The organism is Brucella pecoris (genome assembly GCF_006376675.1).
Lineage (GTDB): Bacteria > Pseudomonadota > Alphaproteobacteria > Rhizobiales > Rhizobiaceae > Brucella > Brucella pecoris.
In genome coordinates this window covers 60,004-86,209 of the sequence record NZ_VEWK01000013.1, presented here as the reverse complement: position 1 = coordinate 86,209, position 26,206 = coordinate 60,004, and the positions used below count along the sequence as shown (strand labels likewise).

The following is a 26,206-nucleotide window of genomic DNA, read 5'->3' as shown; positions in this document are numbered from 1 at the left end:
TGAAATATGCTCCACGACAAAAAGGGTGGAACATTCATAAATTGTGTTGATTGGAGAACTCGCGCGCCATCGTCGCTCAAAATTGAACGTCACGCTTGCAAATCGGAAAAGGCCGCGCCGGTGCGAAAGCATTTATCTGGAAAATTATTTCACGACAAGACGAATATTGCCGGGTTTGGCCAAAAAGAACGGGTGCTTTCCCTGTATAAAGAAAAAGGCGGTCGAAACCGCCTTTTCTAAAATGTTGCAGGCACTTTAAACATCGCCGCTGAACGTATCGCAGGATTCCAGCTTGCCACTATCGAAGCCGCGCTGGAACCACTTGGCGCGCTGAGCAGAAGTGCCGTGGTTGAAACTCTCCGGCACGACATAGCCCTGGCTGCGCTTTTGCAGCGTATCGTCACCGATCTGATGTGCTGCATTGAGCGCCTCTTCAAGGTCGCCTGTCTCAAGAATACCCTTCTGCTCCGTGTAATATCCCCACACACCGGCAAAGCAATCGGCCTGGAGCTCAACGCGAACCGACATCTGGTTGGCCTGCGCTTCACTCATCTGCTGACGCATCTGGTTGAACTTGGGCAGAATGCCAAGAAGGTTCTGGACATGGTGACCGACCTCATGCGCAAGGACATAGGCCTGCGCGAAATCACCGGACGCGCCGAAGCGGTTTGCCAGTTCCTTATAGAAGCTCAGATCGATGTAGAGCTTACGGTCACCGGGGCAATAAAACGGACCGGACGCTGCAGAAGCAAAGCCGCAAGCCGAACGAACCTGTCCAGAGAATAGCACCATTGTCGGCGGTGTGTAAGTTTGGCCGCGGGATTGGAAAATGCCGCTCCAGACGTCTTCCGTCTCAGCCAGCACCGTGCGGGCAAATTGCGTCGTCTCGTCATTGGCAACGTTGCCGCCCTCGGCAACTGTCCGTCCGGATTGGCCGGCCTGCTGCGTCACGCTCGGCCCCATACTGCCATCACCGAACAGGATCGGCAGCGGATCGATGCCAACCGCACGCAGCACGAAGAACATCACCACAAGGATGAGAATGCCGGAAATTCCCCCGCCGCGCACGATGCGGAAGCCGGGACCGCCAAGGCCACCACCGCGACCGAAGCCGCCGCCTACGCCTCCACCCTGTTCTCCGCGCACATCTTCTACATTGTCGCTTTGTCTACGGCCTTGCCAGCGCATTGACCAACTCCCCTGCACCGTGCCGCTCTCAACGAAGCAGCACCAAACTATATATGCAATTGTCGCATAAAGAGTTGGCACGGCAACATAAAAAGTAAATGGCAGTGTCAATCACAAACGGAGACTCTTTCGCAATAGTTTGGGCACAAGAAAGCTCTTTCTATTGCGATAGATAAAAACTGCCGCAACAAGCACCATCAGAAGACATACCATGAGAAACGGCGATCTTAAGCCATAGGGAAAAGCGACTTCATTCATGATGCGCCCCGGCATGAACGCAAAGCCCCCCGCCCCAAGAATACCGCCGAGATAAATGCTTCTGATGATTTTACGATGAGACTCGATCTGCCCCGTTCGGGCTGCGGCGACAGCGCGCCCGCAACCCAACAGCACCAGTATCGAAAGAATATGTATCGGACCGAATCCGCCGACGAGGTTGATCTTGTGAATGAAGAAACTGGATAATGCAGTTGTAATCATCAGGACCATCCATAGTCGCCCAAGCACCTTGTGCAGCGTGGTGCCTTTGCAACGCATGAAAATAACAAGTCCGATAACCGCAGCAGCCACGACAGTCGCAACATGAATTTGAATGGCAAGCGGTGCATGAAGAAGCGGTTCGAAGTTCATCGCAGGGTTCCTGTTGAATTTCCCATCGCTTTCAACAAGACTGCACCCGGCTCAATCGAAACGGCGTCAAATGCAGGAAAACTACGTGACCGGCGACCTGTTGCAATTCGCGCTTCGCGAACTGGCGACCATTATTCGGGCGCCGCGTCTGTGGGGCACCTTCATTGTTGTTGTCCTGATCTTCACTATTACGGGTCCGTTCGGAACAGACCAGTCCATGCCGGTGGCGGTTCGCTTCTTTTACTGGCTCTCCGTGCAGTTTGCCGGATGGTCTACGGCAATCGTGTTGTCCGTTCTGGCTGATGCCTTTCTGGAACCTGTCGCCAGACACGCCTTCGCCCGCATGATGATCGGGGCGGCCGCAGCAGCTCTGCCGATCGGGCTCTGGATTGCGTTCATCGACTGGGGTTTCTCTGGCAGAACGCCCACAATTGCCGCCATCCTCGCCAATGCCGTTATCGCGTTGCCACTCAGCGCCCTGTTCTGCATTCTGGCCTATATGACGCTACGCCGTGATCTGGAAGCCGCACCGAGAAATGTTTCCGACACGCCACCACCATTGCTGGCCCGACTGAACCCGAGCAATCGGGGTGCGATCCTGCGTCTCTCCGCCGAGGATCACTACACGCGGGTTGTCACCAGCCGGGGGCAGGAACTCATCCTTCTCCGCTTTTCGGATGCCGTGAAAGAGGTCGGCACCACGAGCGGGCTTCAGATTCATCGTTCGCACTGGATTGCCGACCGCCATGTTGCCGAATTGCGCAAAACCAATGGCAGTTTCAGCCTGCTGACGAACGACGGCTCCGTGCTGCCGATCAGCCGCGCGAGCCAGAAATCTACGCGCGAACGGTTTGGTTCGGTTATAACATCCATCGAGAAAGTCCGCGGCAGGCAAGAATTTTCGTGAATGCCCGCACTTTCTTTGAAATAAAACGATTTGTGGGGTTCCGCTTTCGGAATCGATTGCCTATAAGGCCCGCTTAGCCCACAGAATTCATACGCTGCCAACCCGCCGGTAAACCGTGCGGGCTTTTCTGGCAGGCTAAACACAGGATGAGCCCATGCCGAAACGTACAGATATCAAATCGATCCTGATTATCGGCGCGGGCCCCATTGTCATCGGCCAGGCTTGCGAATTCGACTATTCGGGCACACAGGCCTGCAAGGCGTTGAAAGAGGAAGGCTACCGCATCATCCTCGTCAACTCCAACCCGGCCACGATCATGACTGATCCCGATCTGGCGGACGCGACCTATATCGAGCCGATCACGCCGGAAGTCGTCGCCAAGATTATCGCCAAGGAACGCCCCGACGCACTCTTGCCAACCATGGGCGGCCAGACCGCACTGAACACCGCATTGTCGCTGCGCCGCATGGGCGTTCTGGAGCGCTACAATGTGGAGATGATCGGCGCCAATGCCGAAGCCATCGACAAGGCGGAAGATCGCGCGCTCTTCCGTGAAGCCATGGAAAAGATCGGTCTCGACACGCCGGAGTCCAGGCTCGCAAACGCCACCGAAATCAAGGACGAAGACCGCAAGCGCCACGAAGCCAAGCGCGCCGAAGTCAAGGCTCAGTATTCGGGTGATGAGCTGGACAAGGCCCTCGACAAGCTTGAAACCGAATGGCAGCTCGGCGAAGTTGACCGCAAACAACGCTACATGACCCACGCGCTGGCCAAGGCCGCGCAGGCGCTCGACGTGGTCGGCCTTCCAGCCATCATCCGCCCCAGCTTCACGCTCGGCGGCACCGGCGGCGGCATCGCCTATAACCGTCAGGAATTCTTCGAAATCATCGAACGCGGTCTGGATGCGTCTCCGACGACCGAAGTTCTGATCGAAGAGTCGGTTCTGGGTTGGAAAGAATATGAAATGGAAGTCGTCCGCGACAAGGCGGACAACTGCATCATCATCTGCTCGATCGAAAACCTCGATCCGATGGGCGTGCACACCGGCGACTCGATCACCGTTGCACCGGCGCTGACGCTGACCGACAAAGAATACCAGATCATGCGTAACGCCTCGATTGCGGTACTGCGCGAGATCGGCGTCGAAACCGGCGGCTCCAACGTGCAGTTCGCGATCAACCCGGCCAATGGCCGCATGATCGTCATCGAAATGAACCCGCGCGTCTCGCGTTCTTCGGCGCTGGCTTCCAAGGCAACCGGCTTCCCGATTGCCAAGGTTGCGGCCAAGCTTGCCGTCGGCTACACGCTGGATGAACTCGACAACGACATCACCGGCGGCGCAACGCCTGCCTCGTTCGAACCGTCGATTGACTATGTCGTCACCAAGATCCCGCGCTTCGCATTCGAAAAATTCCCTGGCTCCTCGCCGATCCTGACCACCGCCATGAAGTCGGTCGGTGAAGTCATGGCCATCGGTCGTACCTTCCAGGAAAGCTTGCAGAAGGCGCTTCGTGGTCTTGAAACCGGCCTGACGGGTCTTGACGAAATCGCCATTCCGAACATCGAGGAAGGCGACGAGAAGAATGCGATCCGTGCGGCCATCGGCACGCCGACGCCGGATCGTCTGCGCATGGTCGCACAGGCAATGCGCCTTGGCCTGACCACCGAGCAGGTGCACGATGCATCCAAGATCGATCCGTGGTTCCTCGAGCAGATCGAAGCCATTGTGAAGACCGAAGAGCGCATCCGCGAGCACGGCCTGCCGCAGGACGCTGAAAACCTGCGTATGCTGAAAGCCATGGGCTTCTCCGATGCGCGCCTCGCAAGCCTGACGGGCAAGGACGCGGAAGACGTGGCCAAGCTACGCGCCGATCTCGACGTGCATCCGGTCTACAAGCGCATCGACACCTGCGCCGCGGAATTCGCTTCGCCGACCGCCTACATGTACTCGACTTATGAAACGCCATTCGTCGGCCAGCCGCGTTCGGAAGCTGAAGTCTCAGATCGCAAGAAGGTCGTCATCCTCGGCGGTGGCCCGAACCGTATCGGTCAGGGCATCGAGTTCGATTATTGCTGCTGCCATGCGGCTTTCGCGCTCAATGATGCCGATTACGAAGCCATCATGATTAACTGCAACCCGGAAACGGTTTCAACCGACTATGATACGTCGGACCGCCTCTATTTCGAGCCGCTAACGGCGGAAGATGTGCTGGAAATCCTGCGCGTCGAAAAGGAAAAGGGCACGCTGCACGGCGTCATCGTCCAGTTCGGCGGACAGACCCCGCTCAAGCTCGCGACAGCACTGGAAAAGGCGGGCATCCCGATCCTTGGCACCTCGCCGGATGCCATCGACCTTGCGGAAGATCGCGACCGCTTCCAGAAGCTTTTGATCAAGCTCGATCTCAACCAGCCGAAGAACGGCATTGCCTATTCGGTTGAACAGGCCCGCCTCATTGCGGCTGACCTCGGTTTCCCGCTGGTTGTTCGCCCGTCTTATGTTCTGGGTGGCCGCGCCATGCAGATCATCACCGACGAACGTTCCTTGCAGAACTATCTGCTCGACACCGTACCGGAGCTGGTGCCGGAAGACATCAAGGCGAAGTACCCGAACGACAAGACAGGCCAGATCAACACGCTGCTCGGCAAGAATCCGCTTCTCTTCGACACCTACCTGACGCAGGCCATCGAAGTGGACGTAGACTGCCTGTGCGACGGCAAGGACAGCTATGTTTCCGGCATCATGGAGCACATCGAAGAAGCCGGCATCCATTCGGGTGACTCGGCTTGCTCGCTGCCTGTCCACACGCTTTCGCCAGAAATCGTTGCTGAACTGGAACGCCAGACTGCGGCGCTCGCCAAAGCGCTCAATGTCGGCGGTTTGATGAACGTACAGTTTGCCATCAAGGATGATGAAATCTTCATCCTTGAAGTCAATCCACGCGCATCGCGGACGGTTCCATTCGTCGCCAAGACCATCGGCACGCCGATTGCCAAGGTTGCAGCGCGCATCATGGCCGGTGAAAGCCTGGAAGACGCACTCAACGCCTATGGCGGCAAACCGGAAACCTCCAAGCGTCCGCATATCGCGGTCAAGGAAGCTGTGTTCCCGTTTGCCCGCTTCCCCGGCGTCGACACGCTGCTCGGACCAGAAATGCGGTCCACCGGCGAAGTCATGGGCCTGGACTACGACTATGCGCTGGCCTTCGCCAAGGCGCAGCTCGGTGCAGGCGTTGAACTGCCGCGTGAAGGTACTGTTTTCGTTTCGGTTCGTGACGAAGACAAGGAACGCGTGCTGGGTGCAGTCCGCAAGCTTGCAAGCATCGGCTTCAAGGTGATGGCAACCGGCGGAACGCAGAAGTTCCTCGAAGCCAACGGCGTCGAATCGACCAAGATCAACAAGGTCATCGAAGGCCGTCCGCACGTGGAGGATGCGATCCGCAATCGCCAGATCCATCTTGTCTTCAATACGACCGACAGCGCCAGCGCGGTTTCCGATAGCAAGTCGATCCGCCGTGCAACGCTGATGCAAAAACTGCCTTACTACACGACCATGGCCGGAGCGGAATCTGCTGCCGAAGCCATCGCGGCGCTCAAGGCAGGATCGCTGGAAGTGCGCCCGCTTCAGGATTACTTCCGCTGATCGCAAGGGCATAAAAGTAAAAAAGCCGCCGGTCACCCCGGCGGCTTTTTCTATGCCGTTTTCAGGGCTGGAAGCTCCAGAGGTTTTCCGGAAGGGTCGTCTTCGAGATTGACCTGCTGCGTGAAAAGACCGTCATGCAGATGCGGCTTGCCGAGATGAATGACGGCAGCGTCTTTCAGTTCGCTGTTCAGCATGTCGCGAATCCGGTCGTAGGCTTCGGCATCAAGGCCATCAAGCGCGCCATCGATGACGATCCACTCCGGCTTCTGCAGGATCAGACGGGCGAAGGCGATGCATTGGCGCTCATCGTCCGTCAGCACGCGATCCCAGCGCGCAACGCGGTCGAGGCTCGTGGAAAGCCGCTCGAGCCCGGCCCGCCGCAGAACATTTTCCACGTCTTCTTCGGAAAACTTCTTGATATCGAGCGGATAAACGATCACGCCCTTGAGGTTGCCCGGCGGAAAATAAGGCGCGCGCGGCATGAAGGCGACACCATCGCCGACCGGCATCCCGATCCGCCCCTCGCCCCATGGCCAAAGCCCGCCCAATGCGCGGAACAACAACGTTCTTTGCGTCTCGGTTCCGCCCGTGACGAGCACCCGCTCGCCGGGCTTGACCGAAAAGGCCTTGCGGGAAAGTTTCAGGCACTGATCGGGCGCGGCGATGGAAACATCATCCAGTGTCAGCCTGTCATTATCGTTCGTGGCAAGATCGATCTGCCGGTCCAGATGACCGAGCTCGTCCATACGCAACACCGCCTGACGGAAGCTTGCGACACGCAGCAATGTCGCCCGCCAGTCCGCAATCGCCCCGAAATTGTCGACGAACCAGCGCAGCGAATTGTGCACCTGCGTAAACGCGCCGACTGCCATCATCAGCCCGCCGAAGGTCAGTCCTCCGGAGAAATAGACCGGCGCCGCAACGAGAATAGGGGCGACGATGGTGAGCCAGCCGTAACCGGCGGTCACCCAGGTCAATCGCGTGGTCGCAAAGACGATCTTGCGAATAGCAGCCAGAACCGCATCGATATCCAGATCGAGGCGGCGTCTCTCATCCCCTTCGCCGCGCGACAGGGTGATGGCGTCCACGTGCTCATTGACCCGCATCAGCGATGCGCGGAAATCAGCTTCGCGCGCATAGCGATTGGCGTTGATGTTGACCAGACTGCGCCCGACGATCCATGTCAGCCATGAGGCCGAAGCCGCGTAGATGATGACAGCCCAGACCATGTAACCGGGGATTGAGAAACTGTAGCCCGCGACATGAAACACGAAGCCGCTCGACAGCGACCACAGAACGCCGACAAAACTCACCAGAATGACGGTCGACTGGAGGAGATTGATCCCGAGATTGCACGAGGTTTCCGCGAGGTGACGTGCGTCTTCATGCAGACGCTGATCGGGATTGATGCCGATCTCGCCCGCATTGGCGAGACGAAACGCCCGGCCCGGCACAAGCCATTGTCCCACCAGATCACGCGCCAGCCCCTCGCGCATCTTGAGCGCAAACATCTGGTTGAGCCAGGTTTGCGATACATTGAGCACAAGCAGGCTGCCCGCAATCCCGAAGAAGACCATCAGTTGATGGAAGAAAGCCTGCAAATCCCGACGGGAGAGTGCGTCGTAGAAGGGTTCATTCCAGCGATTGATGGCGACCTGTCCGACGGCGATCAGCACGACGAGAACGAAAATTCCGGTTCCGAGCGTAATCAGCGTGTTGCGCACAGGCGAGGCCAGAAAAGCCCCTACCATCATCGACACCTGAGAGAAGAGATCGGTTCCGTCGCGTGAGGGAGTGCCGCCGATCAGCTTGGCCGAACTTTTGCGCAGGCGCTCGGTGACACTGCGTCTGGGCTTTCTGCGGCGACGCTCTTTTTTAGGCGCGCTCTGCTTCGTCTTGTCCTTGTCTGGTTCAGACGTCATGTCCTGCCTCGCTGCCCATCCGCCCGTTCAATTTTGCAGATATGTTTGCAACATGCTGAATATCTACGTCACGTGGAAGTCAAAGATAGGAGATCAGCACGCTTTTCCCGCAAACCATCCATGATGGCCCACAACAATATGCGGGTTTTACCGCAAATCATTCGTTGCAATTATGGCCTGAACGCGAACCCCGCCGGAAACATTCCATGACTGTCACAACCCTGCCCATCGACAAAGTACTCATTTACGCCACGTGGAACGATCGCCTTCTGGTTTTTGAAGAACCCGATTTTCCTGAAACACCGCTTCAAGTGCCGGGCGGCACGGTCGATCCGGGAGAAGATATTCTCGCCGCCGCCTATCGCGAATTCGCCGAGGAAACCGGTCTTCTTTATGACGAAGGGATGCTCCATCTCGAAACCGTCGATTACAACTATCCCGAACAGGGGCAGACAGAGTCTCACCGCCGCCACTGCTTCCATCTGCGATTGAAAAGCCCCACGCCTGAAACCTGGGATCACCATGAAATGTCGCCTTGCGACGGAAGTGCTCCGATTCTGTTCCGGCTGTTCTGGCTCGACCGATCGAGCGCGCGAAACCAGTTGGGACTCGGAATGGCAAAAAGCCTGAATAAAATCAATTTCTAGATCCTGTCCCGGAAAGCATGGAATAGTTTTCGGACAAGATGCGTATCAAAACAGGACAGCGAAAGCTGTCGACCCGGCCTAATCAGATCAAAACGCTTTAGCTGGCAACGTAGCTGACTTGTATTGGTCAAATTTGTCGCATATAGTTAGTGCATCGATTTTTCGGTCAAGTGACTTTGCGACCCGTGCGGCCCGCCGTGCTTCCTGACGATCTCCTGTCCATAAATTCGATTCACAGGGACGTATGTGAAGCATACGGACTACTCTACTACTAATGTTACAAAGGAATTTCCCATGGCTACGGGAACAGTTAAGTGGTTCAACACGACCAAGGGCTTCGGCTTCATCCAGCCTGATCAGGGCGGCACGGACGTATTCGTCCACATTTCCGCTGTTCAGCGCGCTGGTCTGGCCACGCTCGATGAAGGCCAGAAGGTCACGTACGAAATCGTACAGGACCGTCGTTCGGGCCGTTCGTCTGCCGACAACCTCGTCGCAGCATAAGTTTTGCCGCTAGGCAAAGAAAAGGCGGGTCCTCGGGCCCGCCTTTTTTGTTTGTCCGCTTTTTGCTCAGACCTTTGCCATCGCGCTCGCGCCCAGAATAAGCGCCGCAATCAGCGCGGCCACGGTGCGGACATGATTCCATATGGTCCAGTCGCGCACATAAGCCAGCCAGACCTCCGCCGATGCGGCATCATTGGCATCCATCGCCGCAAGCTGGTCGTTCAGCGGCACATTCAAAACCATCGTGACGCCGATAGTGCCAACAAGATAAACGGCAGCGCCGATCATCGCCCATTTCGACAGGCTTCCGATGCCCATCAAGCCCAGAACGATAATCACCAGGCACAACAGCGCCGTCCCAAAGAACATGGCAAAAAACGTACCGTTGATGACAGTGATATTAATCGACTGCATCGCTGTTATGCCTGCATTGGCCGGAATGCGTGCCAGTGCGGCCATCACAAAGCTTGAGAACGCATAGAAGATGCCGCCTGTAATGGCGCTACCCCACGCCGTCAGTAGCACAAGCAGTTGAAAACTCATTGTCATGATCGTCCCTCCCATATGCCCTCATCGGCAGCCTTGCGGGCAAAATCCGCAAACCGGCGCGGCTTTCGTCCGAGAGCTTCCTCCACGCCATGTGCCACATTGGCATTGCGGCCATCGAAAAGCTCGGTGAAAAGATAGCGCAAGAGCGTAATGACATCTTCAGGCAATGCCTGCTCGCGCAGCACCACCTCATATTCAGCGAACGAAACCGGGTGAAATGACAATTCCCGGCCTGTAGCCTTGGCAATCTGGCTTACCGCCTCGTTGAAACTGAACAGTTCCGGGCCGGTCAGTTCATAGAGCCTATTACGGTGGCCGGGTTCCGTAAGAGCGGCAACCGCAACATCGGCAATATCGTCGGCATCGATGAACGGCTCTTTCGTCCCTGCGACAGGCAAGGTCAGCGAGCCGGAAAGCAACTCGTCCCGCATGTAATTCTCGCTGAAATTCTGCATGAACCAGCTAGCGCGCAGCACGGTCCAGTCCAGCCCGGAAGCTTGCAGAACCTGTTCCGCAGCTTCCGCCTCTTCCTCGCCGCGCCCGGAGAGAAGCACGATATGCTTCACACTTGCCTTCTTCGCCGCCGAAAGAAATGCGCGGATGACATCCACGGCACCGGGCAAAGCCAGATCCGGCTGATATGTGACATAGGCGCCAGTAATGCCTTCAAGCGCTGCAGCCCAGGTGGACTGGTTGTTCCAGTCAAAGGGAACTTCGGTGCTTCGCGATACGGCGCGAACAGGCAACCCCTTCTCCAGCAGCTTCTCCGCGACGCGCCTACCGGTTTTGCCGGTAGCACCAATCACCAGATAACGGTCATTCCGATCCATACTCATTCTTCATCTCCCAAAATATGAGTAACCCTCATATTTGCAATATGTGAGCAATCCTCATATTCTGTCAAGAGCGAAAAATGTGAGTCGATCATGAAGCAGAATTCCGCCAAGCAAGCAGAGACAATCAGCGCGCCGATCCTGCGTCGTACGCCCAGTCAGAGCCGCGCGCAGGAGAAGATCCGCCGCATCGCCGAATGCGCCACGGCGCTGATCGCCGCTAAAGGCAGCGACAGCCTCAAGATGAGCGAGATCGCCCAACAGGCCGGTATTTCGATTGGTGCGCTTTATCAGTATTTCCCCGATAAAAGCGCCCTGATCCGCTACCTGTTTGAAAGCTGCAACGCACAATCGCGCCAATGCATCGCGGAAGGACTTGCGGCGGCCAATTCAGCCGACGAGCTGATTGTCGCGTTCAACGCACTGATCGATGAGTATCTGGCCCTGATGCGGCTGGAACCGGCAATGCGCGACATATGGTCGGCCACACAAACCGACAAATCACTGTCAAAGCTGGAGATTGCCGAAAGCAGGCAGAACGGGCAACTGCTGGCCGATACGATCCGCCGAATCGCCCCCGACAAAGAGCCGGCACTACTGGACGAGTCCGCTTTCCTGCTGATGCATTTTGGCGAATCCGCCATGCGCATCGCAGTCGAGGTTCCGGAGGATGAATGCGATGCACTGATAACGGCCTACAAAGTCATGGCCACGCGCAGTTTGCACGACCTGATGGCGGGATAGAGCCCAACATCGCCCGATCCAATCAGTTTCCTTGCGTTAATATGTCAGCATTGCTGATCGATCTGTTCGTTTCGGCAACACATTTTCGCGAAATCAAGCAATTGCCGATGAAATCACAATCCATCTGTTGCGCTTCCCGCGCCGATGCGACATAGAAAACGCGCAAAACCGGACGCGCCCGGTGCCGGTTAACAGAGCCTGCCATCTATGGAGATCTATCATGGCATTTCTCGCCGACGCCCTTTCTCGTGTAAAGCCATCTGCGACCATCGCGGTCAGCCAGAAAGCACGTGAACTGAAAGCCAAGGGCAAGGACGTGATTGGTCTCGGTGCGGGCGAGCCCGACTTCGACACGCCCACAAATATCAAGCAGGCTGCCATCGACGCGATCAATCGCGGCGAAACAAAGTACACGCCCGTTGCCGGTATTCCTGAACTGCGTCAGGCCATCGTTGATAAGTTCAAGCGTGAAAACGGCCTCGATTACAAGCCGGAACAGGTTATCGTCGGCACCGGCGGCAAGCAGATCCTGTTCAACGCCTTCATGGCGACGCTGAACCCCGGCGACGAAGTCATCGTGCCCGCCCCTTACTGGGTCAGCTATCCAGAAATGGTAGCGATCAACGGTGGCAACCCGGTTTTCATCAACACCAAGATCGAAGACAACTTCAAGCTGACCGCCGCCGATCTGGAAAAGGCCATCACGCCGAAGACCAAGTGGCTGATCTTCAACTCACCGTCGAACCCGACCGGCGCGGCTTACACGGAAGCAGAACTCAAGTCCCTGACCGACGTTCTGGTTCGTCATCCGCAGGTCTGGATCCTGACCGACGACATGTATGAGCATCTGGTCTATGGCGATTTCGTCTTCACGACGCCCGCTCAGGTCGAGCCTTCGCTTTATGACCGCACGCTCACCATGAATGGCGTGTCGAAGGCCTATGCCATGACCGGCTGGCGCATCGGCTATGCAGCAGGACCGTTGCAGCTCATCAAGGCCATGGATATGGTTCAAGGTCAGCAGACCTCGGGCGCCTGCTCCATCGCACAGTGGGCCGCAGTCGAAGCACTCAACGGCACCCAGGATTTCATCCCGGAAAACAAGAAGATCTTCCAGGCCCGTCGCGATCTGGTCGTATCGATGCTGAACCAGGCCAAAGGCATCAAGTGCCCGACGCCGGAAGGTGCTTTCTACGTCTATCCGTCCTGCGCTGACCTGATCGGCAAGAAGACGGAAGCTGGCAAGGTCATCGAGACAGACGAAGACTTCGTCACCGAGCTGCTCGAAGCCGAAGGCGTCGCCGTTGTTCACGGTTCGGCATTCGGACTTGGACCGAACTTCCGTATTTCCTATGCAACGTCGGATACGCTGCTCGAAGAAGCCTGCACCCGCATCCAGCGCTTCTGCGCAAGCCTGCGCTAAACACTTCAACCACAGAATGACCAAGGGGCCGAAAGGCCCCTTTTTCATATCCAGATTTCGGGACGACTTGCGCTCTGGCGAAAAGCCAAAAAAAAAGCCAGACAAATGTCTGGCTTTGAGTTTTGAAGGTGCCTTTGAGGCAAACCTCCAGAGGGGAACACTCAGCCTGCGCAAATGGGAGGAGGAAACGCAGCGCTGAGATGATCTTTATATGCCTCGTGCACATTGTTTTTGCAATGCGGCTTTATCGCAATGCAGCTATGCGTTTTACGCATGACTAGATTCAATGTAAAAACTAAATGAAAACAATAGTTTAAAAGCATTCGAACTACTTCGTAATATTATAATGTGCAGATCGGCCGCCTAAAGGATGAGCATCGGCAAAAATGCGATGCCTCCAAAATTGGCAAATCACCTTCCCTGAGTCGCCCAAAGCAGATGTCATGCAACTGTCACTGCAGTGCAGCGGGCCTGTCACACAACGAGCCTAAAAGCCCCGGCAAGACGCCGCGCATGACGCGTCTGGCGGATGAGCAGCGCTTGAAAAACCGCGGCGATAATTGACAGACCCGAGAAGGAGCGTACCCGTGCGGATCGTTCAGATTACAGATACCCATCTCAGCCCCATCAAGCCGCACTTCAATCGCAACTGGGAACCGCTCGTTGCCTGGATCGATCAGCAAAAGCCCGATCTCATCATCCACACTGGCGACCTGACGGTTGATGGCGCCGATGTGGAGGCGGATCTTCTGTTCTGCCGTGCCTGCCTGAACGATCTTCCAGCACGCGTTCTCAGCCTTCCGGGCAACCACGATATCGGCCATCTTCCCGAAAGCCATCAGCCGGTCAATGCGCAACGCCTGATGCGCTGGCGCCGTCATGTTGGTCCGGATCGCTGGGCGGAAAATTTCGGCGACTGGCGCATTGTCGGCCTCAACAGCCTGATTATCGGATCGGGTGAAGCCGAAGAAGAAGAGCAGTTTCAGTGGCTCGAAGACGAACTGAAAGACAGTGACGGCAAGCCCGTCGCCGTCTTCGCGCACAAGCCGCTCTTTGTGGACGATCCAGATGAAGGCGACAGCGGCTATTGGGGCATTCGCCCTGCCCCACGCCAACGCCTTTATGATCTTTTCGCGCAGTATAATGTGCAGCTTCATGCCAGCGGTCACCTGCATCGTGCGTGGTCGGGCGATGCTTTCGGCACGAATTACGTCTGGGCGCCTGCCGCCGCCTTCATCGTAGGACCGATGGAACGCGACCTACCCGGCGAGCGTATCCTCGGCGCTGCCATTCACGATCTCGATGAAGTCGCCACAAGCAGCATCGTCCGCATCGATGAACTGACGCCGTATGTCATCGATGATGTAGTGCATGAGGTCTATCCCCACCACACCGGCGACGGCGCAAAAGTCACCGAGGAGGCAAGCCAGTGAGCACGCTCGTCCTTCGTGACATCGGCAAATCCTACGGGGGAAATTGCATTCTCGATGGCATCTCTCTCGAGGCTGCGGAAGGTGAATTCATCGCCCTCGTTGGTCCATCGGGCTGCGGCAAGAGCACATTGCTGCGTATTCTGGCCGGTCTCGACCATGCGGATGAAGGAAGGGTGGAGCTTGCAGGGCGCAACATAACCGGCGCTCACCCCGCAGACCGCAACATCGCCATGGTGTTCCAGTCCTACGCGCTCTATCCCCATCTGACGACGGCGCAGAATATCGCGGTGCCGCTGGCAATGCGCGATCTGACCGCAATGGAACGCCTGCCCATGATCGGCGCTTTCATTCCCGGCCAGCGCAGCAAGCGCGCCGCCATCCAGAAGCAGGTCAAGGCAACGGCAACGAGCCTCAAGATCGACCACCTGCTCGACCGCAAGCCGGGCCAGATGTCCGGTGGCCAGCGCCAGCGCGTGGCTCTTGCCCGCGCGCTCGTCCGCCAGCCCGGCGCATTCCTGATGGATGAACCGCTGTCGAACCTCGATGCCAATCTGCGCGTTCACACCCGTGCGGAAATCGTCGAACTGCATCGCCGCGCCGGTGTCCCCACAATCTACGTTACCCATGACCAGGCCGAAGCACTCAGCATGGCCGACCGTGTAGCGGTGATGATGGGCGGCAAACTGCTCCAGATCGACACGCCGACTGCGATCTATAACGATCCGCGCCATATCGAGGTCGCGCAATTCATCGGCACGCCGCGCATCAATATTCTGGAAGCACTGGTCAGCGATAACGGCGTGGTGCATTTTGCAGGCCGTGCCATCCTGCAGGACGTCGTCGCTCATTCCGGCACCGCTATCCGCATCGGCATTCGTCCGGAACATTTCCAGCTCAAGCTGCACGACAAGACAGGCATTGCGGGAGAGGTTTCGCGGATCGAATTTCTCGGCTCGGAAGTGCTCGTCTTCCTCAAGGCTCCCGGTGCCCCGCAGGACCTCACCGTGAAACTTGCGCCCGAAGAAGCCCGTGACATCGCCGTCGGTCTGCCCGTGGGCCTGCATTTCGATGCGAGCCACGCCCACCTCTTCGGAGAAGACGGTCTGCGCCTGCGCCAGCCCGCCGGGAACATCGTCAGAACCGCATCTCCGGCAAAGGCTGCCGCTCATGTCTGATATAACGCTATCCGGCCATGCAGCCAGCAGCGCACGCACGGCGGCCGAAGAAGCCCGGCGCCGCGAGGAACGGCTTGCCTGGAAACTGGCAGCTCCGGCCATCATTTTAACGGTGCTCCTGATCCTCCTGCCGACTGCCGCCGTCATTTTCTGGAGCCTGACCAATTTCGAGCTTGGTTATGACGGTTTCGAATTCATCGGACTGGAAAACTATGCCGAACTGTTCAGCGACCGGACGTTTCTGATCTCGCTGAAGAACACCGCAATTTATACCGCGATCGTGGCACCCGCTTCCGTCTTTCTCGGCCTCGGCGTGGCACTCCTCATCGAAGGCGAAGTTCGCGGCAAATCCTTCTTCCGCACGGTCTACTTTCTGCCGGTGGCATCTCTGCTCGTTGCCATGGCAACCGTCTGGCAATATCTGTTGCATCCCACACTCGGCCCCGTCAACGCCATGCTGGGCATGATCGGCATTGCCGGTCCTAACTGGCTCGGTTCCAGCGAAACGGTGCTGTTCAGCCTCGCATTGATCGGCATCTGGCAGAGCGTCGGCTTTAACATGGTGCTGTTTCTGGCCGGTCTCACCGCCATTCCGCGAGAACTCTATTCCGCAGCCGAAGTGGACGGCGTGAAAAATAGCTGGGAGCGCTTCCGGCTGGTCACATGGCCCTTGCTCGGCCCCACCACGCTTTTTGTCACGACGATCAGCATCATCAATGCTGTGAAGGTGTTCGAGACGGTCAAGACGCTGACCGAAGGCGGCCCGAACAAGGCTTCCGAAGTCCTGCTCTGGACCATCTATCAGGAAGGCTTCGTCTATCTGCGCGTTGGCTATGCCTCGGCAATGACGGTGATCTTTCTCGCGGTTCTCGTGATCCTGATGATGTTGCAATTCCGCGTGCTGGACCGCCGCACCCATTATTGAGGAATCCGGTATGTCTTTCGCCCGTTCGCTTCGCCTCGGCATTCTTTCACTGGGTGCCCTGCTTTTCCTCGCGCCCTATATCTTCATGCTGTCGACGGCAGCAAAATCGCAGCAGGATATTTTCTCGTCCTCCCTGTCGCTGATCCCGCACAACTGGGCACTTTGGGACAATCTTGCCAAGGCATTCAACCGTGTGCCGATGGGGCTTTTGCTGTTTAACGGCGTGGTCGTCTGTGCACTGGTTCTGGTCATTCAGGTCGTGGTCGCCATTCCCTGCGCTTATGCCATGGCAAAGCTAGAATTTCGCGGCCAGCGCGCCATGATGATGATGGTCATGCTCGGCCTGCTTGTGCCGATCCATGCCACAGCACTGCCGTTTTATGTCGGTTTCAACCAGCTCGGCGTGCTCAACAGCTATTTTGCTCTCAGCGCCCCGTTCTTCATTTCGGTCTTCGGCATATTCCTGTTTCTGCAGTTCTTCCGCGCCATGCCGGACGATCTGATCAGCGCCGCGCGTCTCGACGGCATGTCGGAAGCAGGCATTGTGATGCGAGTGATCGTACCCAATGCCTGGCCTGCGATTACCGCCTTTTCGATCTTTTCGGTTGTCGCGCACTGGAACGATCTGTTCTGGCCGCTGATCGTCGTCAACGGCATGGAACGCGCCACGCCGCCGCTTGGCCTCCTCTATTTCCGCGCTGCGGAAGCAGGCGATGATTACGGGGCGCTGATGGCCGCAACTCTCGTCATCACCCTGCCTCTGCTGCTGGCATTTCTCGCCGCCCAGCGCCGCTTCATCGAAGGCATTACCCTCACCGGCCTCAAGGGCTGAATTCGTCCCTCCCATCCTCCACAGGAGTTCAAACATGAAACGCTTTTCCGGCGCATTTGCCGCTCTGGCTATGGCAACAGGCCTCGGCTCGCCTGCCTTTGCCGACACGACACTGAACGTGCACTATCCGATGCCGGGCTTTTTCAAGGATGTCATGGCCGACATCTCCAAAAAATTCATGGAGGAAAATCCGGACATCAAGATCAACTTTGTCAGCCCGTCGGCAACCTACGAAGAAGGCATCCAGACGATTATGCGTCAGGCCGGGACATCGGAAATGCCGGACATCACCTTCACCGGTTTGAACCGCCTGCGTGTTCTGGCGGAGCGAAATATCGGCGTCGACATGAAGCCGCTGGTCGAAAAAGAAGCCGACATGGAAGCGCAGGGTTTCACCGATCATCTTCTGAGCCTGGCGCGCGTCGGCGACCGTCAAGTCGGCCTTGCTTTCGCAACCTCCAACCCGATCATGTATTACAATGCCGATCTTCTGAAGGCGGCGGGCGGCAATCCCGACACTCCGCCCACCACCTGGGATGAAGTGATTGAGCTCGGCGGCAAGATCAAGGCCCTCGGCAACGGCAATGAGGGCATCGACTTCCGCTGGCAGGGTGACGACTGGATGTTCTCCGCGCTTCTGTTCGGCGCGGGCGGCACCATGCTGACCGAAGACGAGAAGAAGGTCGCCTTCAACGGTCCGGAAGGTCTCGAAGCCTTCAAGCTGGTCGACCGCATGGTGAAGGAAGGCGGCATGCCGGTTCTGACCAAGGCGGCGGGCGAGCAGGCTTTCGCGGCTGGCAAAGTCGGCTTCTCGTTCCAGACGACGGGTGCACTGCGCAACACAATCAAGAATGTCGGCGACAAGTTCGATCTTCGCACGGCAAAAATCCCGCTCATCAACGCTGAAAAGGGTCGCCTGCCAACCGGCGGCAATGCGGTTGTTATCCTGACCGAAGATCAGGCCAAGATCGATGCGGCATGGAAATTCGCCAAGTTTGCTGCCGGTCCTTACGGTGCTTCCGTTGTCGTTCCCGGCACCGGCTACGTGCCGAACAACGAACTGGCTGCAAAGTCGGACGAATATCTCGGCAAGTTCTATGAGGAAAATCCGCTCTTCAAGGCCGGCCTCAACCAGATGTCGCTGATGATCCCCTGGTATGCCTTCCCCGGCTCGAACGGCGTCAAGGTAACGCAGACCATCGTGGACAATCTTTCGCGCGTCGTTGAGCAGTCCGCCACGCCGGAAGACGCCCTCGCCGATGCCTCCAAGGAAGTTCAGCGCCTGCTGCCGCGCAAGTAATCAGCCATCACCAAAAAACAAAAGGCCGCGCTGGCAGTCAGCGCGGCCTTTTGATGAAGCATAAGATACGATCAATAGGTCCAGTTGCGGGCCTTCGAGAACAGGAAGTCGCGGAAGGCGTGCAGTTTCGCAGAGTTCTTCAAAGCTTCCGGATAACAGAAGAACGTATCGAAGGACGGTATTTCTTCCAGTTCCGGCAGAAGCTGCACCAGACCCGATTCCTTGTCGGCCATATAGTCGGGCAGAACGGCGATACCGACCCCACGCTGAACAGCGCGACGAATCGACAGCAGATTGTTCACCTGCAACGCCGGAATACGTGTGCTGCCGTCGGCGCGTCCGGCAATTTCCAGCCAGTTCAGGCCTGTCAGATAGCTTGGCGCCGGTTCACCGAAAGTGACGACGCGATGCTGGTCGATCTCATCGATCGAATTCAGCTTGCCATATTTCGAAACATACCCAGCCGATGCATAGACATGCATATGCACCGTGAACAGCCGACGCTGGATCAGATCCGGCTGCTGCGGTTGTCTCAACCGGATGGCACAATCCGCATGACGCATCGTCAGGTCCAGTTCCTCATTGTCGAGGATGAGCTGGAGCTGGATATCGGGATAAAGCTCGACGAATTCCTGAATGCGCTCGACCAGCCAGCCGGAACCCAGACCAACAGTCGTCGTCACGCGGAGACGGCCTGTCGGTTTTTCCTTGCTCTCGGCAAGCTTCGAGCGAACGTTCTCGAGCTTCATCAGCACGTCATGTGCCGTGCGATAAAGCGTTTCGCCCTGCTCGGTCAGGATCAGACCGCGTGCGTGACGATGAAACAGCGGGACGCCGACATCCTGCTCCAGCGCGCTCACCTGCCGTGAGATAGCCGATTGCGACAGATGCAATGTCTGGGCTGCGTGGGTGAACGACCCAGCCTCAGCCGCAGCATGAAAAATGCGCAGTTTATCCCAGTCGAGCGGAGCGACCACGATTATCCCCTCTCATTGTTTTCACCGCATTCACTTTACGCAAAACCGCCTCACACTTTTGGCTCGGAAAGGCTCTATTCCGCAGCTTCGTGCAGCGGTTCTTGTGCGGCGAGCCAGCGCTCGGCTTCAAGAGCAGCCATGCACCCCATACCGGCGGCGGTCACAGCCTGCCGATAAATATCGTCCGTGACGTCGCCCGCAGCGAAAATGCCCGCAACGTCGGTGGCCGTCGAATCAGGCGCCGTCCAGAGATAACCGTTTGGCTTCTGCTTGAGTTTGCCCTCGAACAAAGAAACCGCAGGTGCATGGCCGATGGCGACAAAAACGCCATGCGTGTCGAGTTCCTGCGTCTCGCCCGTCACGACATTCTTGAGGCGCACGCCGGTCACGGTTGCGCCCATCGGCGGCTTTGCTTGCGTACCGAGGATTTCGTCGATCACGCTGTTCCAGACAACCGAGACATTCTGGCGCGAAAGCAGGCGATCCTGCATGATTTTTTCTGCACGGAAACCGTCACGGCGATGTACGACCGTCACGCTCTTGGCGATATGCGAAAGATAAAGCGCTTCCTCGACAGCGGTATTGCCACCGCCGACGACAACCACATCCTTGCCGCGATAGAAGAAACCGTCGCAGGTCGCGCAGGCGGAAACGCCGCCGCCCATGAAGGTCTGTTCGCTGTCGAGGCCAAGCCACTTGGCCTGTGCGCCCGTCGCGATGATCAGCGCATCGCAGGTATAGATCGTGCCGGAATCACCCTTCAGACGGAAAGGTCGTACCGTGGTTTCGACCTCGGTAATGATGTCATGGACGATTTCAGCGCCGACATTCTGCGCCTGCGTCGCCATCTGGTCCATCATCCATGGCCCCTGCACCGGCTCGGCATAGCCCGGATAGTTTTCCACATCCGTGGTGATCATGAGCTGGCCACCCTGCTGCAGCCCGGCAATGATGATGGGTTTCAGCATCGCGCGTGCGGCATAAATCGCTGCAGTATAACCAGCAGGACCTGAGCCGATGACGATGACTGGCGCATGACGCTGTGACATGAAGTTCTCTCCGGTCCCGGAGCGTTTTGATCTGATCGAGCCAGATCGACGCTCCTTATGTCTGTTTTCGCACGTTTGTCTTTTCGGCACCTTGTCCAAAACCGTTCCACACTTTTGGGGTGCACTTTAAAATCGATTTAAAGCAGCGGGTTTCAACTCACCGGAATCGCTTCTGCGTCCAGTTCGGCGAATGCCCCGACCTTATGGCCAAAGTAGGTCTGCCCCTGAATGTTTGCAAGGTTTGACAGGGATTTGCTGTGCGTTAGCCACAGCTTGTGACCTTTAAGCAAACCCTTTGATAGCCACACGTTGCGGGTGGATCGATCTCACGCTAAACAAACATCATATAAGAGACAATTCGCCCAACCTCGGAGCCAGCCGCCATCTATAAAACAGTCGCCAATATCTGCGCGCGCTTCGGCCTCATCATGGCTGCTGCCATGCTTCTGCCTGCGGCCATCGACCTGCGCGACGGAAGTGACGACTGGCTGATCTTCGTGCGCTCGGCTGCGGCAACAGGCGCGCTCTCTGCTCTGATCCTGCTTGCCACGCAAAACCAGACCATGCGCTTCACCCCGCGCCTCGGCTTTCTGCTGACGGTCTGCCTCTGGATGACCGCAAGCTTTCTCGGCTCGATCCCGCTTTATTTTTCGCATCTGCCGATCAGCTATGCGACGGCGTTCTTCGAGGCCATGTCAGGCGTGACGTCGACAGGCGCGACCGCGCTGACGGGGCTCGACCATATGCAGCGTGGCATCCTTTTATGGCGCTCGCTTCTTTGCTGGATCGGGGGCGTCGGCTTTATCGGTTTGGCCTTGCTGATGCTGCCCTCTCTGCGTGCAGGCGGACTCGCGCTTTTCCACATGGAGAACTCCGACAAGTCGGAAAAAATCCTGCCGCGCATGAACCAGATCGCGCTGGGCATCGTGCTTGCTTATCTCAGCCTGACGGCTGCCTGTATCATCGCCTATTTTGCCGTCGGCATGAGTGTGTTCGATGCCATCAATCATGGCCTGACGACCGTCGCCACAGCAGGCTTCTCCACCCACGACAGTTCAATCGGCTTTTATCAAGGAAACCGGCTGCTTCTGGTCGTGTCCACGATCTTCATGGCCCTCTCGGCTCTACCCTTCGTGCTTTACATCAAAGCCTTCATGCCACGTCGCATGGAACTGCTCGCAGATCCCCAGGTGAAGCTGTTCTTCACAATCGTGATCGGTTTCAGCTTCGCGCTCGCAGTGGTCCTGCGGCTCGGTTCCAATGTGCCTTTCGGCGAAGCATTGATCTCGGCCTCGTTTCATTTCGTCTCGGTCATGACGACGACAGGCTATGCCACTGAGGACTATTCGCTCTGGGGACCGCCAGCGATTGGAATTTTCTTTCTCGCATCGTTTCTGGGTGGCTGTGCCGGTTCAACATCGGGCGGCATCAAGATGAACCGTCTTATCATCCTGTGGAGCCTGACGCAGGCCAATCTCGCCCGCCTCATCATGCCCCATGCCGTCATCAAGATTCGTTACGGCAGTTCAGAAGTCTCCGGTGACATTGCGCAGAATGTTCTCCTCTACCTGTTCCTTTACTGCGCTTCGCTCGTCACAGGCGCGGTACTGCTCGCCTCACTCGGGCTTGACTTCGTATCGGCCTTCACCGGCGCCCTGACCGCGCTTTCCAATGTTGGCCCCGGTTTGGGCGACACCATCGGCCCCGTTGGCAATTTTTCAACCATCCGGGACCCTGCCTTATGGGTGCTTTCATTCCTGATGCTGGCCGGGCGTCTGGAGCTCGTTACCGTGTATATCCTGTTCACGCGCGCTTTTTGGGTGCGTTGACAGCGTGTTAAAGCGCGACGCGCTTTAACATTTTGCTTGAGCATGTCTTTATTCCCAAAACCGGTTTCCACTTTTGGAAGACATGCGTTAGGCAGTTTACATCCGCCTGCTTCATTTGATATGAGCAGGATTAGATTGCGCCACGATGGCGACGAATGTTCTATAATTACCCCGGAATGAAATTTCCTTGCGCGCGGAGTTATGCATGCCGATCAAGGCCGATCTGGATGAAATCGATTGGAAAATCCTTCGGGAGCTCCAGAATAACGGGCGCATCACCAATGTCGAGCTGGCCGAACGCGTCGGCATTTCGGCTCCGCCGTGTCTTCGCCGCGTGCGCAAGCTGGAAGAAAGCGGCGTCATCCGAGGGTATCGCGCCATTCTCAACGGCAATTCGCTCGGGCAGGACCTCGTTGCTTTCTGTTCAGTCGGCCTCCATCGTCAGGCCGATGCGGACCTCAAGGCTTTTGCTGAAAAAACCAAGCAATGGCCACTGGTACGCCGCGCCTGGATGGTTTCGGGCGAGTCCGATTTCCTGCTCCATTGCGTCGCGCGCGATCTCAACACGTTCCAGACCTTCGTGATCGAGGAGCTGACCGCAGCTCCCAATGTGGATTCCGTGCGCACAGCTTTGACCATTCGTCCGGTCAAGGACGAACCGCTGATGATCCTTTAAATATTGGATTCTGCGCCGGGGGTTACTTTTTACTTCCCGGCGAATACGCGCTCGTAAACAGCACTGATAGCGGCAGCTTCCTTTTCCAGCGGAAAAGTGGCGCGGACATGCTTGAGAGCATTTTCGCCGTGGCGTTGTGCCAATGCCGGGTCTGCCATATAGGGCTCGATTGCCTTGCACAGGGCTTCGCCGTCTCCCGCCGGAACCGATATGCCCGTCTCGTCAACGAACATTTCCGCATAAGCGCCTGCATCGCTGGCAACGACGGCCGTTTGCGATGCCATGGCTTCAAGCGGCGTCAGCCCGAAACCTTCATTGCGCGAAGGCGCAACATAAAGCGTCAGACGGCGATACCAGATCCTGATATCCGGCACTTCCCCCAGAATGAGGATACGATCCTGCAGACCCGCAGCGGCGATCTTCGCCTTCAGAGCGTCCTCGAAAGACTGATGCTCAGCGGTCGTGCGCCCGGTGATGATGGCGGTCCATTCAGGATATTTCGGCAGTAACGTGATCATCGCATCGACGAAAAGGTCCGTTCCCTTGGAGGAACGCACACGGCCGAAACAACCAACGGCATATTTTCCGGGCAGGCCGGATGCCGCGAAGCTATCTTCTTCGCCGACAGGCGGATGGAACCGCTGCAAGTCCACGCCATGCATGATGACCTGATACGGGACTTCGAGAAAGCTTCCCGACCGGCCACTCGTTGCAATCACCGCATTCATGCGGCGGATAAGCCATTTGGTAAAAGGCTTGTGGTGGCGCTGCGCAGCCGAGGTAAACACCAGCCGCAGTTTCATGCGCAGCACATCGCGCATGAAAATACCCGCAAGCATTTCGATATTGCGCCGCGCATGCCAGATGCGGAACGGTTTTGTCCTTGGCTTCGACCAGAAAGACAGAAGAGCGTTCCATCCCAGATGCGGAAGCGTGTCCGGCAGACCCGGCCCCATCGTCGCAATGTTCAGGCCCTTTGCGCGCTGCAAAGGGATCAACTGAACAATCGTCGATGTGACACCGGAGAGGCGGCGCTTGAAATTCGGCGCCACCACCTCGACATCCTGAACCCGAACCTGTCCGGAATCTGACTTGTCAGCGGACACGGAAATCAGACGAATTTCAAACTGACGATTTCGTAGGAACGCGAACCGCCCGGAGCGTTGACTTCAATCGTGTCGCCTTCGCCCTTGCCGATCAGCGCACGTGCAATCGGCGATGAAATGGAGATGCGGCCTTCCTTCACATCGGCTTCCTGATCGCCGACGATCTGGTAGATTTTCTCTTCTTCCGTATCTTCGTCGATCATAGTGACGGTAGCGCCGAACTTGATGCGGTCGCCCGACAATTTCGAGACGTCGATAATCTCGGCGCGCGCAACCAGATCTTCCAGTTCGTTGATACGACCTTCATTCAGGCTTTGGGTTTCTTTCGCAGCGTGATATTCGGCGTTTTCCGACAAATCGCCATGCGCACGCGCTTCAGCGATTGCCTCAATAATCCGAGGGCGCTCCGATTGCTGACGCCAGCGCAGCTCTTCCTTAAGCTTTGCAAAACCGCCAGGGGTCATAGGGAACTTTTCCATACCCAGTCCTTTCCTTCGTCCGGTGCTCGCCTCACCCCGAGGCCTGCACGCACCGGCATCTTGATTTGCCCGCCTCACCTCGCGCAATGCTTGGATAATGCGAGGCGCTTTTCGAAGGCTGCAGCCTCCGACACACAAAAAGAAAACGGTCACCGAAACATCCGTCTCGGAACCGTTCGAATAGCCGTTCACAGAACTATAGCATTTCCATCAATCATTTCACGCGGAAAAGTATGCCTCTGTCAACTCCACCCTGAAGCGGCACCTACTTTGCGTTGACCGGCCAGCTCGCAGGCCATTTCTCCGGGCCTCCCGAATAATTTCCATCGCAATCGCCTTTCGACCGCTCCTGCAGCAGGACGAAACGCACCCGGCCCTCACCGCTGTCTGTGGCTTTCCAGACATCGTAAATGCCGCAATCTCCAAGCCCTCTCCCCTTGAAGAAGGCCGTCAGCGTCGAAGTTTTCTGCGTCCAGTCGATGTTCCATGCCGTGTCGGTCACTGTCGGGCCATCATCGGAAATGGTCGGCAGCGAGATCGGCACGATCTTGTTTTCGTAGCGGCTGTAGAAGCTATAAGGCTGGTTATAGGCCCCCGGCGAACCGCATGGCAGGCCGATGAGATCGAGACCATCGGCAATCTTCGTCTCAAAACCGCCCGCATTGCGGAACGTGCCGGGGCTGGCTCCGCCGCAAACCGCCGCTTCGTCCGAAAAATCCTTGCGGATTTCAGCAGGTATCTGCTCGACGGTTTCGATCAGCTTGATTGCCGGTGGAACGGGAGCAGGCTTGCTGCCCGTAACCTGTAATGCCTCGACAGTGCCGTCGCGCGATTGTTGCTCATCGACATAGATCAACCCGCCGACAAGGCCCGAAAGCGAATAGGTCGAAGTCTTTCCGGCGAATTTTAGCTGCAATTTCTGGCCGGCCTTCATGGCGGCAAGCGTTTTGGCGACATCGCCTGCATCGACATAATCAAGCTGATCGTCCTGCGCTTTGAGGACCGTCACGTCGACGTCGATCAGCGGCTTGCCGTCGATTGAAACCTCCAGCCTGCCCGATTTCTGTGATGGATCGATATAGGACAGTCGCAGCGCCGGTTTTGCCCCGGACTGGCTGCTGCGAAAGATGCCAAGCCCCGGCGCGCCCTCGCTCGCAACCGGGCTCAGGGTCAGCGTGCAATTTTGCGCGAAATCGCACAAAACCAGCGTATCGCGAACTTTCTTGAAGGCTGCTTGCGATTCCCCACCCGCCAGAAACAGCATCGCTGTGGCAATCGATGTCACCGCAACGGATTGACGATCCCCAAAAAGCATAAGATACCCCGTCAGTAAGAAATCGCTCTAACTATAAACAGACCATGCACGAATGTCGCAGAATCGGAAGTTTCCTTGCCGTCTGCCCGTAATATTGCCTATAGCATGGCGACCGGAAAAGGC

24 protein-coding genes and 1 pseudogene are annotated in these 26,206 nt (G+C 57.1%); 15 read left to right on the top strand and 10 right to left on the bottom strand.

Annotation, left to right across the window (positions count from 1 at the left end):
• Positions 1-6 precede the first annotated feature (6 nt).
• A complete protein-coding gene (locus tag FIB18_RS20465; RefSeq protein WP_140022464.1) occupies positions 7-240 on the top strand; it encodes a hypothetical protein in 234 nt (77 codons plus the stop codon).
• Positions 241-255: 15 nt separating this feature from the next.
• Here the strand turns inward: FIB18_RS20465 and ypfJ are convergent, their stop codons facing one another.
• Positions 256-1,188 carry a KPN_02809 family neutral zinc metallopeptidase gene (gene ypfJ, locus FIB18_RS20460; RefSeq protein ID WP_140022463.1) on the bottom strand — a complete coding sequence of 311 codons (933 nt, stop codon included), beginning with the start codon at positions 1,186-1,188 and terminating at the stop codon, positions 256-258.
• Positions 1,189-1,299: 111 nt separating this feature from the next.
• Entirely contained in the window at positions 1,300-1,818 is a 519-nt protein-coding gene (locus tag FIB18_RS20455; protein ID WP_140022462.1) for a DUF2306 domain-containing protein, read from the bottom strand.
• Between the two features lie 85 nt (positions 1,819-1,903).
• On the opposite strand from FIB18_RS20455, the gene FIB18_RS20450 reads away from it, so the two are divergent.
• Complete coding sequence (locus FIB18_RS20450) at positions 1,904-2,725, top strand: LytTR family DNA-binding domain-containing protein (RefSeq protein ID WP_407921870.1); 822 nt, start codon at positions 1,904-1,906, stop codon at positions 2,723-2,725.
• A gap of 154 nt (positions 2,726-2,879) precedes the next feature.
• Positions 2,880-6,365, top strand: a complete 3,486-nt coding sequence (carB, locus tag FIB18_RS20445; protein ID WP_140022460.1) for a carbamoyl-phosphate synthase large subunit — start codon at positions 2,880-2,882, stop codon at positions 6,363-6,365.
• Positions 6,366-6,415: 50 nt separating this feature from the next.
• Here carB and FIB18_RS20440 read toward each other — a convergent pair whose 3' ends face one another.
• The gene (locus FIB18_RS20440) at positions 6,416-8,287 is read right to left on the bottom strand and encodes an ABC transporter ATP-binding protein/permease (protein ID WP_140022459.1); all 1,872 of its coding nucleotides are present in this window, start codon (positions 8,285-8,287) and stop codon (positions 6,416-6,418) included.
• A gap of 206 nt (positions 8,288-8,493) precedes the next feature.
• Between FIB18_RS20440 and FIB18_RS20435 the strand changes: the two genes are divergently transcribed.
• Positions 8,494-8,934 carry an NUDIX hydrolase gene (locus FIB18_RS20435; protein ID WP_140022458.1) on the top strand — a complete coding sequence of 147 codons (441 nt, stop codon included), beginning with the start codon at positions 8,494-8,496 and terminating at the stop codon, positions 8,932-8,934.
• 294 nt (positions 8,935-9,228) lie between these two features.
• Entirely contained in the window at positions 9,229-9,438 is a 210-nt protein-coding gene (locus FIB18_RS20430) for a cold-shock protein (RefSeq protein ID WP_007875924.1), read from the top strand.
• A 66-nt stretch (positions 9,439-9,504) separates the two neighbouring features.
• Here FIB18_RS20430 and FIB18_RS20425 read toward each other — a convergent pair whose 3' ends face one another.
• Positions 9,505-9,987 carry an anthrone oxygenase family protein gene (locus tag FIB18_RS20425; protein ID WP_140022457.1) on the bottom strand — a complete coding sequence of 161 codons (483 nt, stop codon included), beginning with the start codon at positions 9,985-9,987 and terminating at the stop codon, positions 9,505-9,507.
• On the bottom strand, positions 9,984-10,823 hold the full coding sequence (locus FIB18_RS20420; protein ID WP_140022456.1) for an NAD(P)H-binding protein: 840 nt from the start codon (positions 10,821-10,823) through the stop codon (positions 9,984-9,986). Before FIB18_RS20420 ends, FIB18_RS20425 begins: the two co-directional genes overlap by 4 nt.
• Positions 10,824-10,913: 90 nt before the next feature.
• Here FIB18_RS20420 and FIB18_RS20415 point away from each other — a divergent pair, with 90 nt between their 5' ends.
• The 8 genes and pseudogenes from FIB18_RS20415 (at position 10,914) to FIB18_RS20380 (ending at position 18,652) form a co-directional block, all read left to right on the top strand.
• Positions 10,914-11,564, top strand: a complete 651-nt coding sequence (locus FIB18_RS20415) for a TetR/AcrR family transcriptional regulator (RefSeq protein WP_140022455.1) — start codon at positions 10,914-10,916, stop codon at positions 11,562-11,564.
• Positions 11,565-11,784: 220 nt separating this feature from the next.
• Positions 11,785-12,987: a pyridoxal phosphate-dependent aminotransferase gene (locus FIB18_RS20410; RefSeq protein ID WP_140022454.1), complete on the top strand. Its 1,203-nt coding sequence runs from the start codon at positions 11,785-11,787 to the stop codon at positions 12,985-12,987.
• A gap of 16 nt (positions 12,988-13,003) precedes the next feature.
• Positions 13,004-13,191: pseudogene (locus tag FIB18_RS25225) on the top strand (hypothetical protein).
• A gap of 383 nt (positions 13,192-13,574) precedes the next feature.
• Positions 13,575-14,420, top strand: coding sequence for a metallophosphoesterase family protein (locus tag FIB18_RS20400; RefSeq protein ID WP_140022453.1), 846 nt, complete (start codon positions 13,575-13,577; stop codon positions 14,418-14,420).
• Positions 14,417-15,595: an ABC transporter ATP-binding protein gene (locus FIB18_RS20395; protein WP_140022452.1), complete on the top strand. Its 1,179-nt coding sequence runs from the start codon at positions 14,417-14,419 to the stop codon at positions 15,593-15,595. The genes FIB18_RS20400 and FIB18_RS20395 overlap by 4 nt, the downstream gene beginning before the upstream one ends.
• Positions 15,588-16,520, top strand: a complete 933-nt coding sequence (locus FIB18_RS20390) for a carbohydrate ABC transporter permease (protein WP_140022451.1) — start codon at positions 15,588-15,590, stop codon at positions 16,518-16,520. The genes FIB18_RS20395 and FIB18_RS20390 overlap by 8 nt, the downstream gene beginning before the upstream one ends.
• Positions 16,521-16,530: 10 nt before the next feature.
• Positions 16,531-17,352 carry a carbohydrate ABC transporter permease gene (locus tag FIB18_RS20385; protein ID WP_140022450.1) on the top strand — a complete coding sequence of 274 codons (822 nt, stop codon included), beginning with the start codon at positions 16,531-16,533 and terminating at the stop codon, positions 17,350-17,352.
• A gap of 34 nt (positions 17,353-17,386) precedes the next feature.
• Positions 17,387-18,652, top strand: coding sequence for an ABC transporter substrate-binding protein (locus tag FIB18_RS20380; protein WP_140022449.1), 1,266 nt, complete (start codon positions 17,387-17,389; stop codon positions 18,650-18,652).
• Between the two features lie 71 nt (positions 18,653-18,723).
• Here the strand turns inward: FIB18_RS20380 and FIB18_RS20375 are convergent, their stop codons facing one another.
• Positions 18,724-19,629: a LysR family transcriptional regulator gene (locus FIB18_RS20375; protein WP_061345943.1), complete on the bottom strand. Its 906-nt coding sequence runs from the start codon at positions 19,627-19,629 to the stop codon at positions 18,724-18,726.
• Between the two features lie 74 nt (positions 19,630-19,703).
• On the bottom strand, positions 19,704-20,678 hold the full coding sequence (gene trxB / locus FIB18_RS20370) for a thioredoxin-disulfide reductase (protein WP_140022448.1): 975 nt from the start codon (positions 20,676-20,678) through the stop codon (positions 19,704-19,706).
• A gap of 428 nt (positions 20,679-21,106) precedes the next feature.
• Here trxB and FIB18_RS20365 point away from each other — a divergent pair, with 428 nt between their 5' ends.
• Both FIB18_RS20365 and FIB18_RS20360 read left to right on the top strand, forming a co-directional pair.
• Positions 21,107-22,507 carry a TrkH family potassium uptake protein gene (locus FIB18_RS20365; RefSeq protein WP_140022447.1) on the top strand — a complete coding sequence of 467 codons (1,401 nt, stop codon included), beginning with the start codon at positions 21,107-21,109 and terminating at the stop codon, positions 22,505-22,507.
• Positions 22,508-22,712: 205 nt separating this feature from the next.
• A complete protein-coding gene (locus tag FIB18_RS20360) occupies positions 22,713-23,183 on the top strand; it encodes an Lrp/AsnC family transcriptional regulator (protein ID WP_006471903.1) in 471 nt (156 codons plus the stop codon).
• Positions 23,184-23,212: 29 nt separating this feature from the next.
• Here the strand turns inward: FIB18_RS20360 and FIB18_RS20355 are convergent, their stop codons facing one another.
• The 3 genes from FIB18_RS20355 to FIB18_RS20345 all read right to left on the bottom strand — a co-directional run bounded on the left by FIB18_RS20355 (position 23,213) and on the right by FIB18_RS20345 (position 26,083).
• Complete coding sequence (locus FIB18_RS20355) at positions 23,213-24,289, bottom strand: glycosyltransferase family 4 protein (RefSeq protein ID WP_140022446.1); 1,077 nt, start codon at positions 24,287-24,289, stop codon at positions 23,213-23,215.
• A gap of 5 nt (positions 24,290-24,294) precedes the next feature.
• The gene (gene greA / locus FIB18_RS20350; RefSeq protein WP_140022445.1) at positions 24,295-24,768 is read right to left on the bottom strand and encodes a transcription elongation factor GreA; all 474 of its coding nucleotides are present in this window, start codon (positions 24,766-24,768) and stop codon (positions 24,295-24,297) included.
• Positions 24,769-25,033: 265 nt separating this feature from the next.
• The gene (locus FIB18_RS20345; RefSeq protein WP_140022444.1) at positions 25,034-26,083 is read right to left on the bottom strand and encodes a DUF1176 domain-containing protein; all 1,050 of its coding nucleotides are present in this window, start codon (positions 26,081-26,083) and stop codon (positions 25,034-25,036) included.
• Between the last annotated feature and the right edge of the window lie 123 nt (positions 26,084-26,206).

What these genes read in the sequence shown, in the direction of transcription:
- FIB18_RS20360 (WP_006471903.1), top strand. Translation starts at nt 22,713, where the DNA reads ATGCCGATCAAGGCCGATCTGGATGAAATCGATTGGAAAATCCTTCGG.
- FIB18_RS20390 (WP_140022451.1), top strand. Translation starts at nt 15,588, where the DNA reads ATGTCTGATATAACGCTATCCGGCCATGCAGCCAGCAGCGCACGCACG.
- FIB18_RS20365 (WP_140022447.1), top strand. Translation starts at nt 21,107, where the DNA reads ATGGCTGCTGCCATGCTTCTGCCTGCGGCCATCGACCTGCGCGACGGA.
- carB (WP_140022460.1), top strand. Translation starts at nt 2,880, where the DNA reads ATGCCGAAACGTACAGATATCAAATCGATCCTGATTATCGGCGCGGGC.
- FIB18_RS20455 (WP_140022462.1), bottom strand. Translation starts at nt 1,818, where the DNA reads ATGAACTTCGAACCGCTTCTTCATGCACCGCTTGCCATTCAAATTCAT.
- FIB18_RS20415 (WP_140022455.1), top strand. Translation starts at nt 10,914, where the DNA reads ATGAAGCAGAATTCCGCCAAGCAAGCAGAGACAATCAGCGCGCCGATC.
- FIB18_RS20425 (WP_140022457.1), bottom strand. Translation starts at nt 9,987, where the DNA reads ATGACAATGAGTTTTCAACTGCTTGTGCTACTGACGGCGTGGGGTAGC.
- FIB18_RS20435 (WP_140022458.1), top strand. Translation starts at nt 8,494, where the DNA reads ATGACTGTCACAACCCTGCCCATCGACAAAGTACTCATTTACGCCACG.
- FIB18_RS20385 (WP_140022450.1), top strand. Translation starts at nt 16,531, where the DNA reads ATGTCTTTCGCCCGTTCGCTTCGCCTCGGCATTCTTTCACTGGGTGCC.
- FIB18_RS20345 (WP_140022444.1), bottom strand. Translation starts at nt 26,083, where the DNA reads ATGCTTTTTGGGGATCGTCAATCCGTTGCGGTGACATCGATTGCCACA.
- FIB18_RS20410 (WP_140022454.1), top strand. Translation starts at nt 11,785, where the DNA reads ATGGCATTTCTCGCCGACGCCCTTTCTCGTGTAAAGCCATCTGCGACC.
- FIB18_RS20420 (WP_140022456.1), bottom strand. Translation starts at nt 10,823, where the DNA reads ATGAGTATGGATCGGAATGACCGTTATCTGGTGATTGGTGCTACCGGC.
- FIB18_RS20465 (WP_140022464.1), top strand. Translation starts at nt 7, where the DNA reads ATGCTCCACGACAAAAAGGGTGGAACATTCATAAATTGTGTTGATTGG.
- ypfJ (WP_140022463.1), bottom strand. Translation starts at nt 1,188, where the DNA reads ATGCGCTGGCAAGGCCGTAGACAAAGCGACAATGTAGAAGATGTGCGC.
- FIB18_RS20440 (WP_140022459.1), bottom strand. Translation starts at nt 8,287, where the DNA reads ATGACGTCTGAACCAGACAAGGACAAGACGAAGCAGAGCGCGCCTAAA.
- greA (WP_140022445.1), bottom strand. Translation starts at nt 24,768, where the DNA reads ATGGAAAAGTTCCCTATGACCCCTGGCGGTTTTGCAAAGCTTAAGGAA.
- FIB18_RS20380 (WP_140022449.1), top strand. Translation starts at nt 17,387, where the DNA reads ATGAAACGCTTTTCCGGCGCATTTGCCGCTCTGGCTATGGCAACAGGC.
- FIB18_RS20430 (WP_007875924.1), top strand. Translation starts at nt 9,229, where the DNA reads ATGGCTACGGGAACAGTTAAGTGGTTCAACACGACCAAGGGCTTCGGC.
- trxB (WP_140022448.1), bottom strand. Translation starts at nt 20,678, where the DNA reads ATGTCACAGCGTCATGCGCCAGTCATCGTCATCGGCTCAGGTCCTGCT.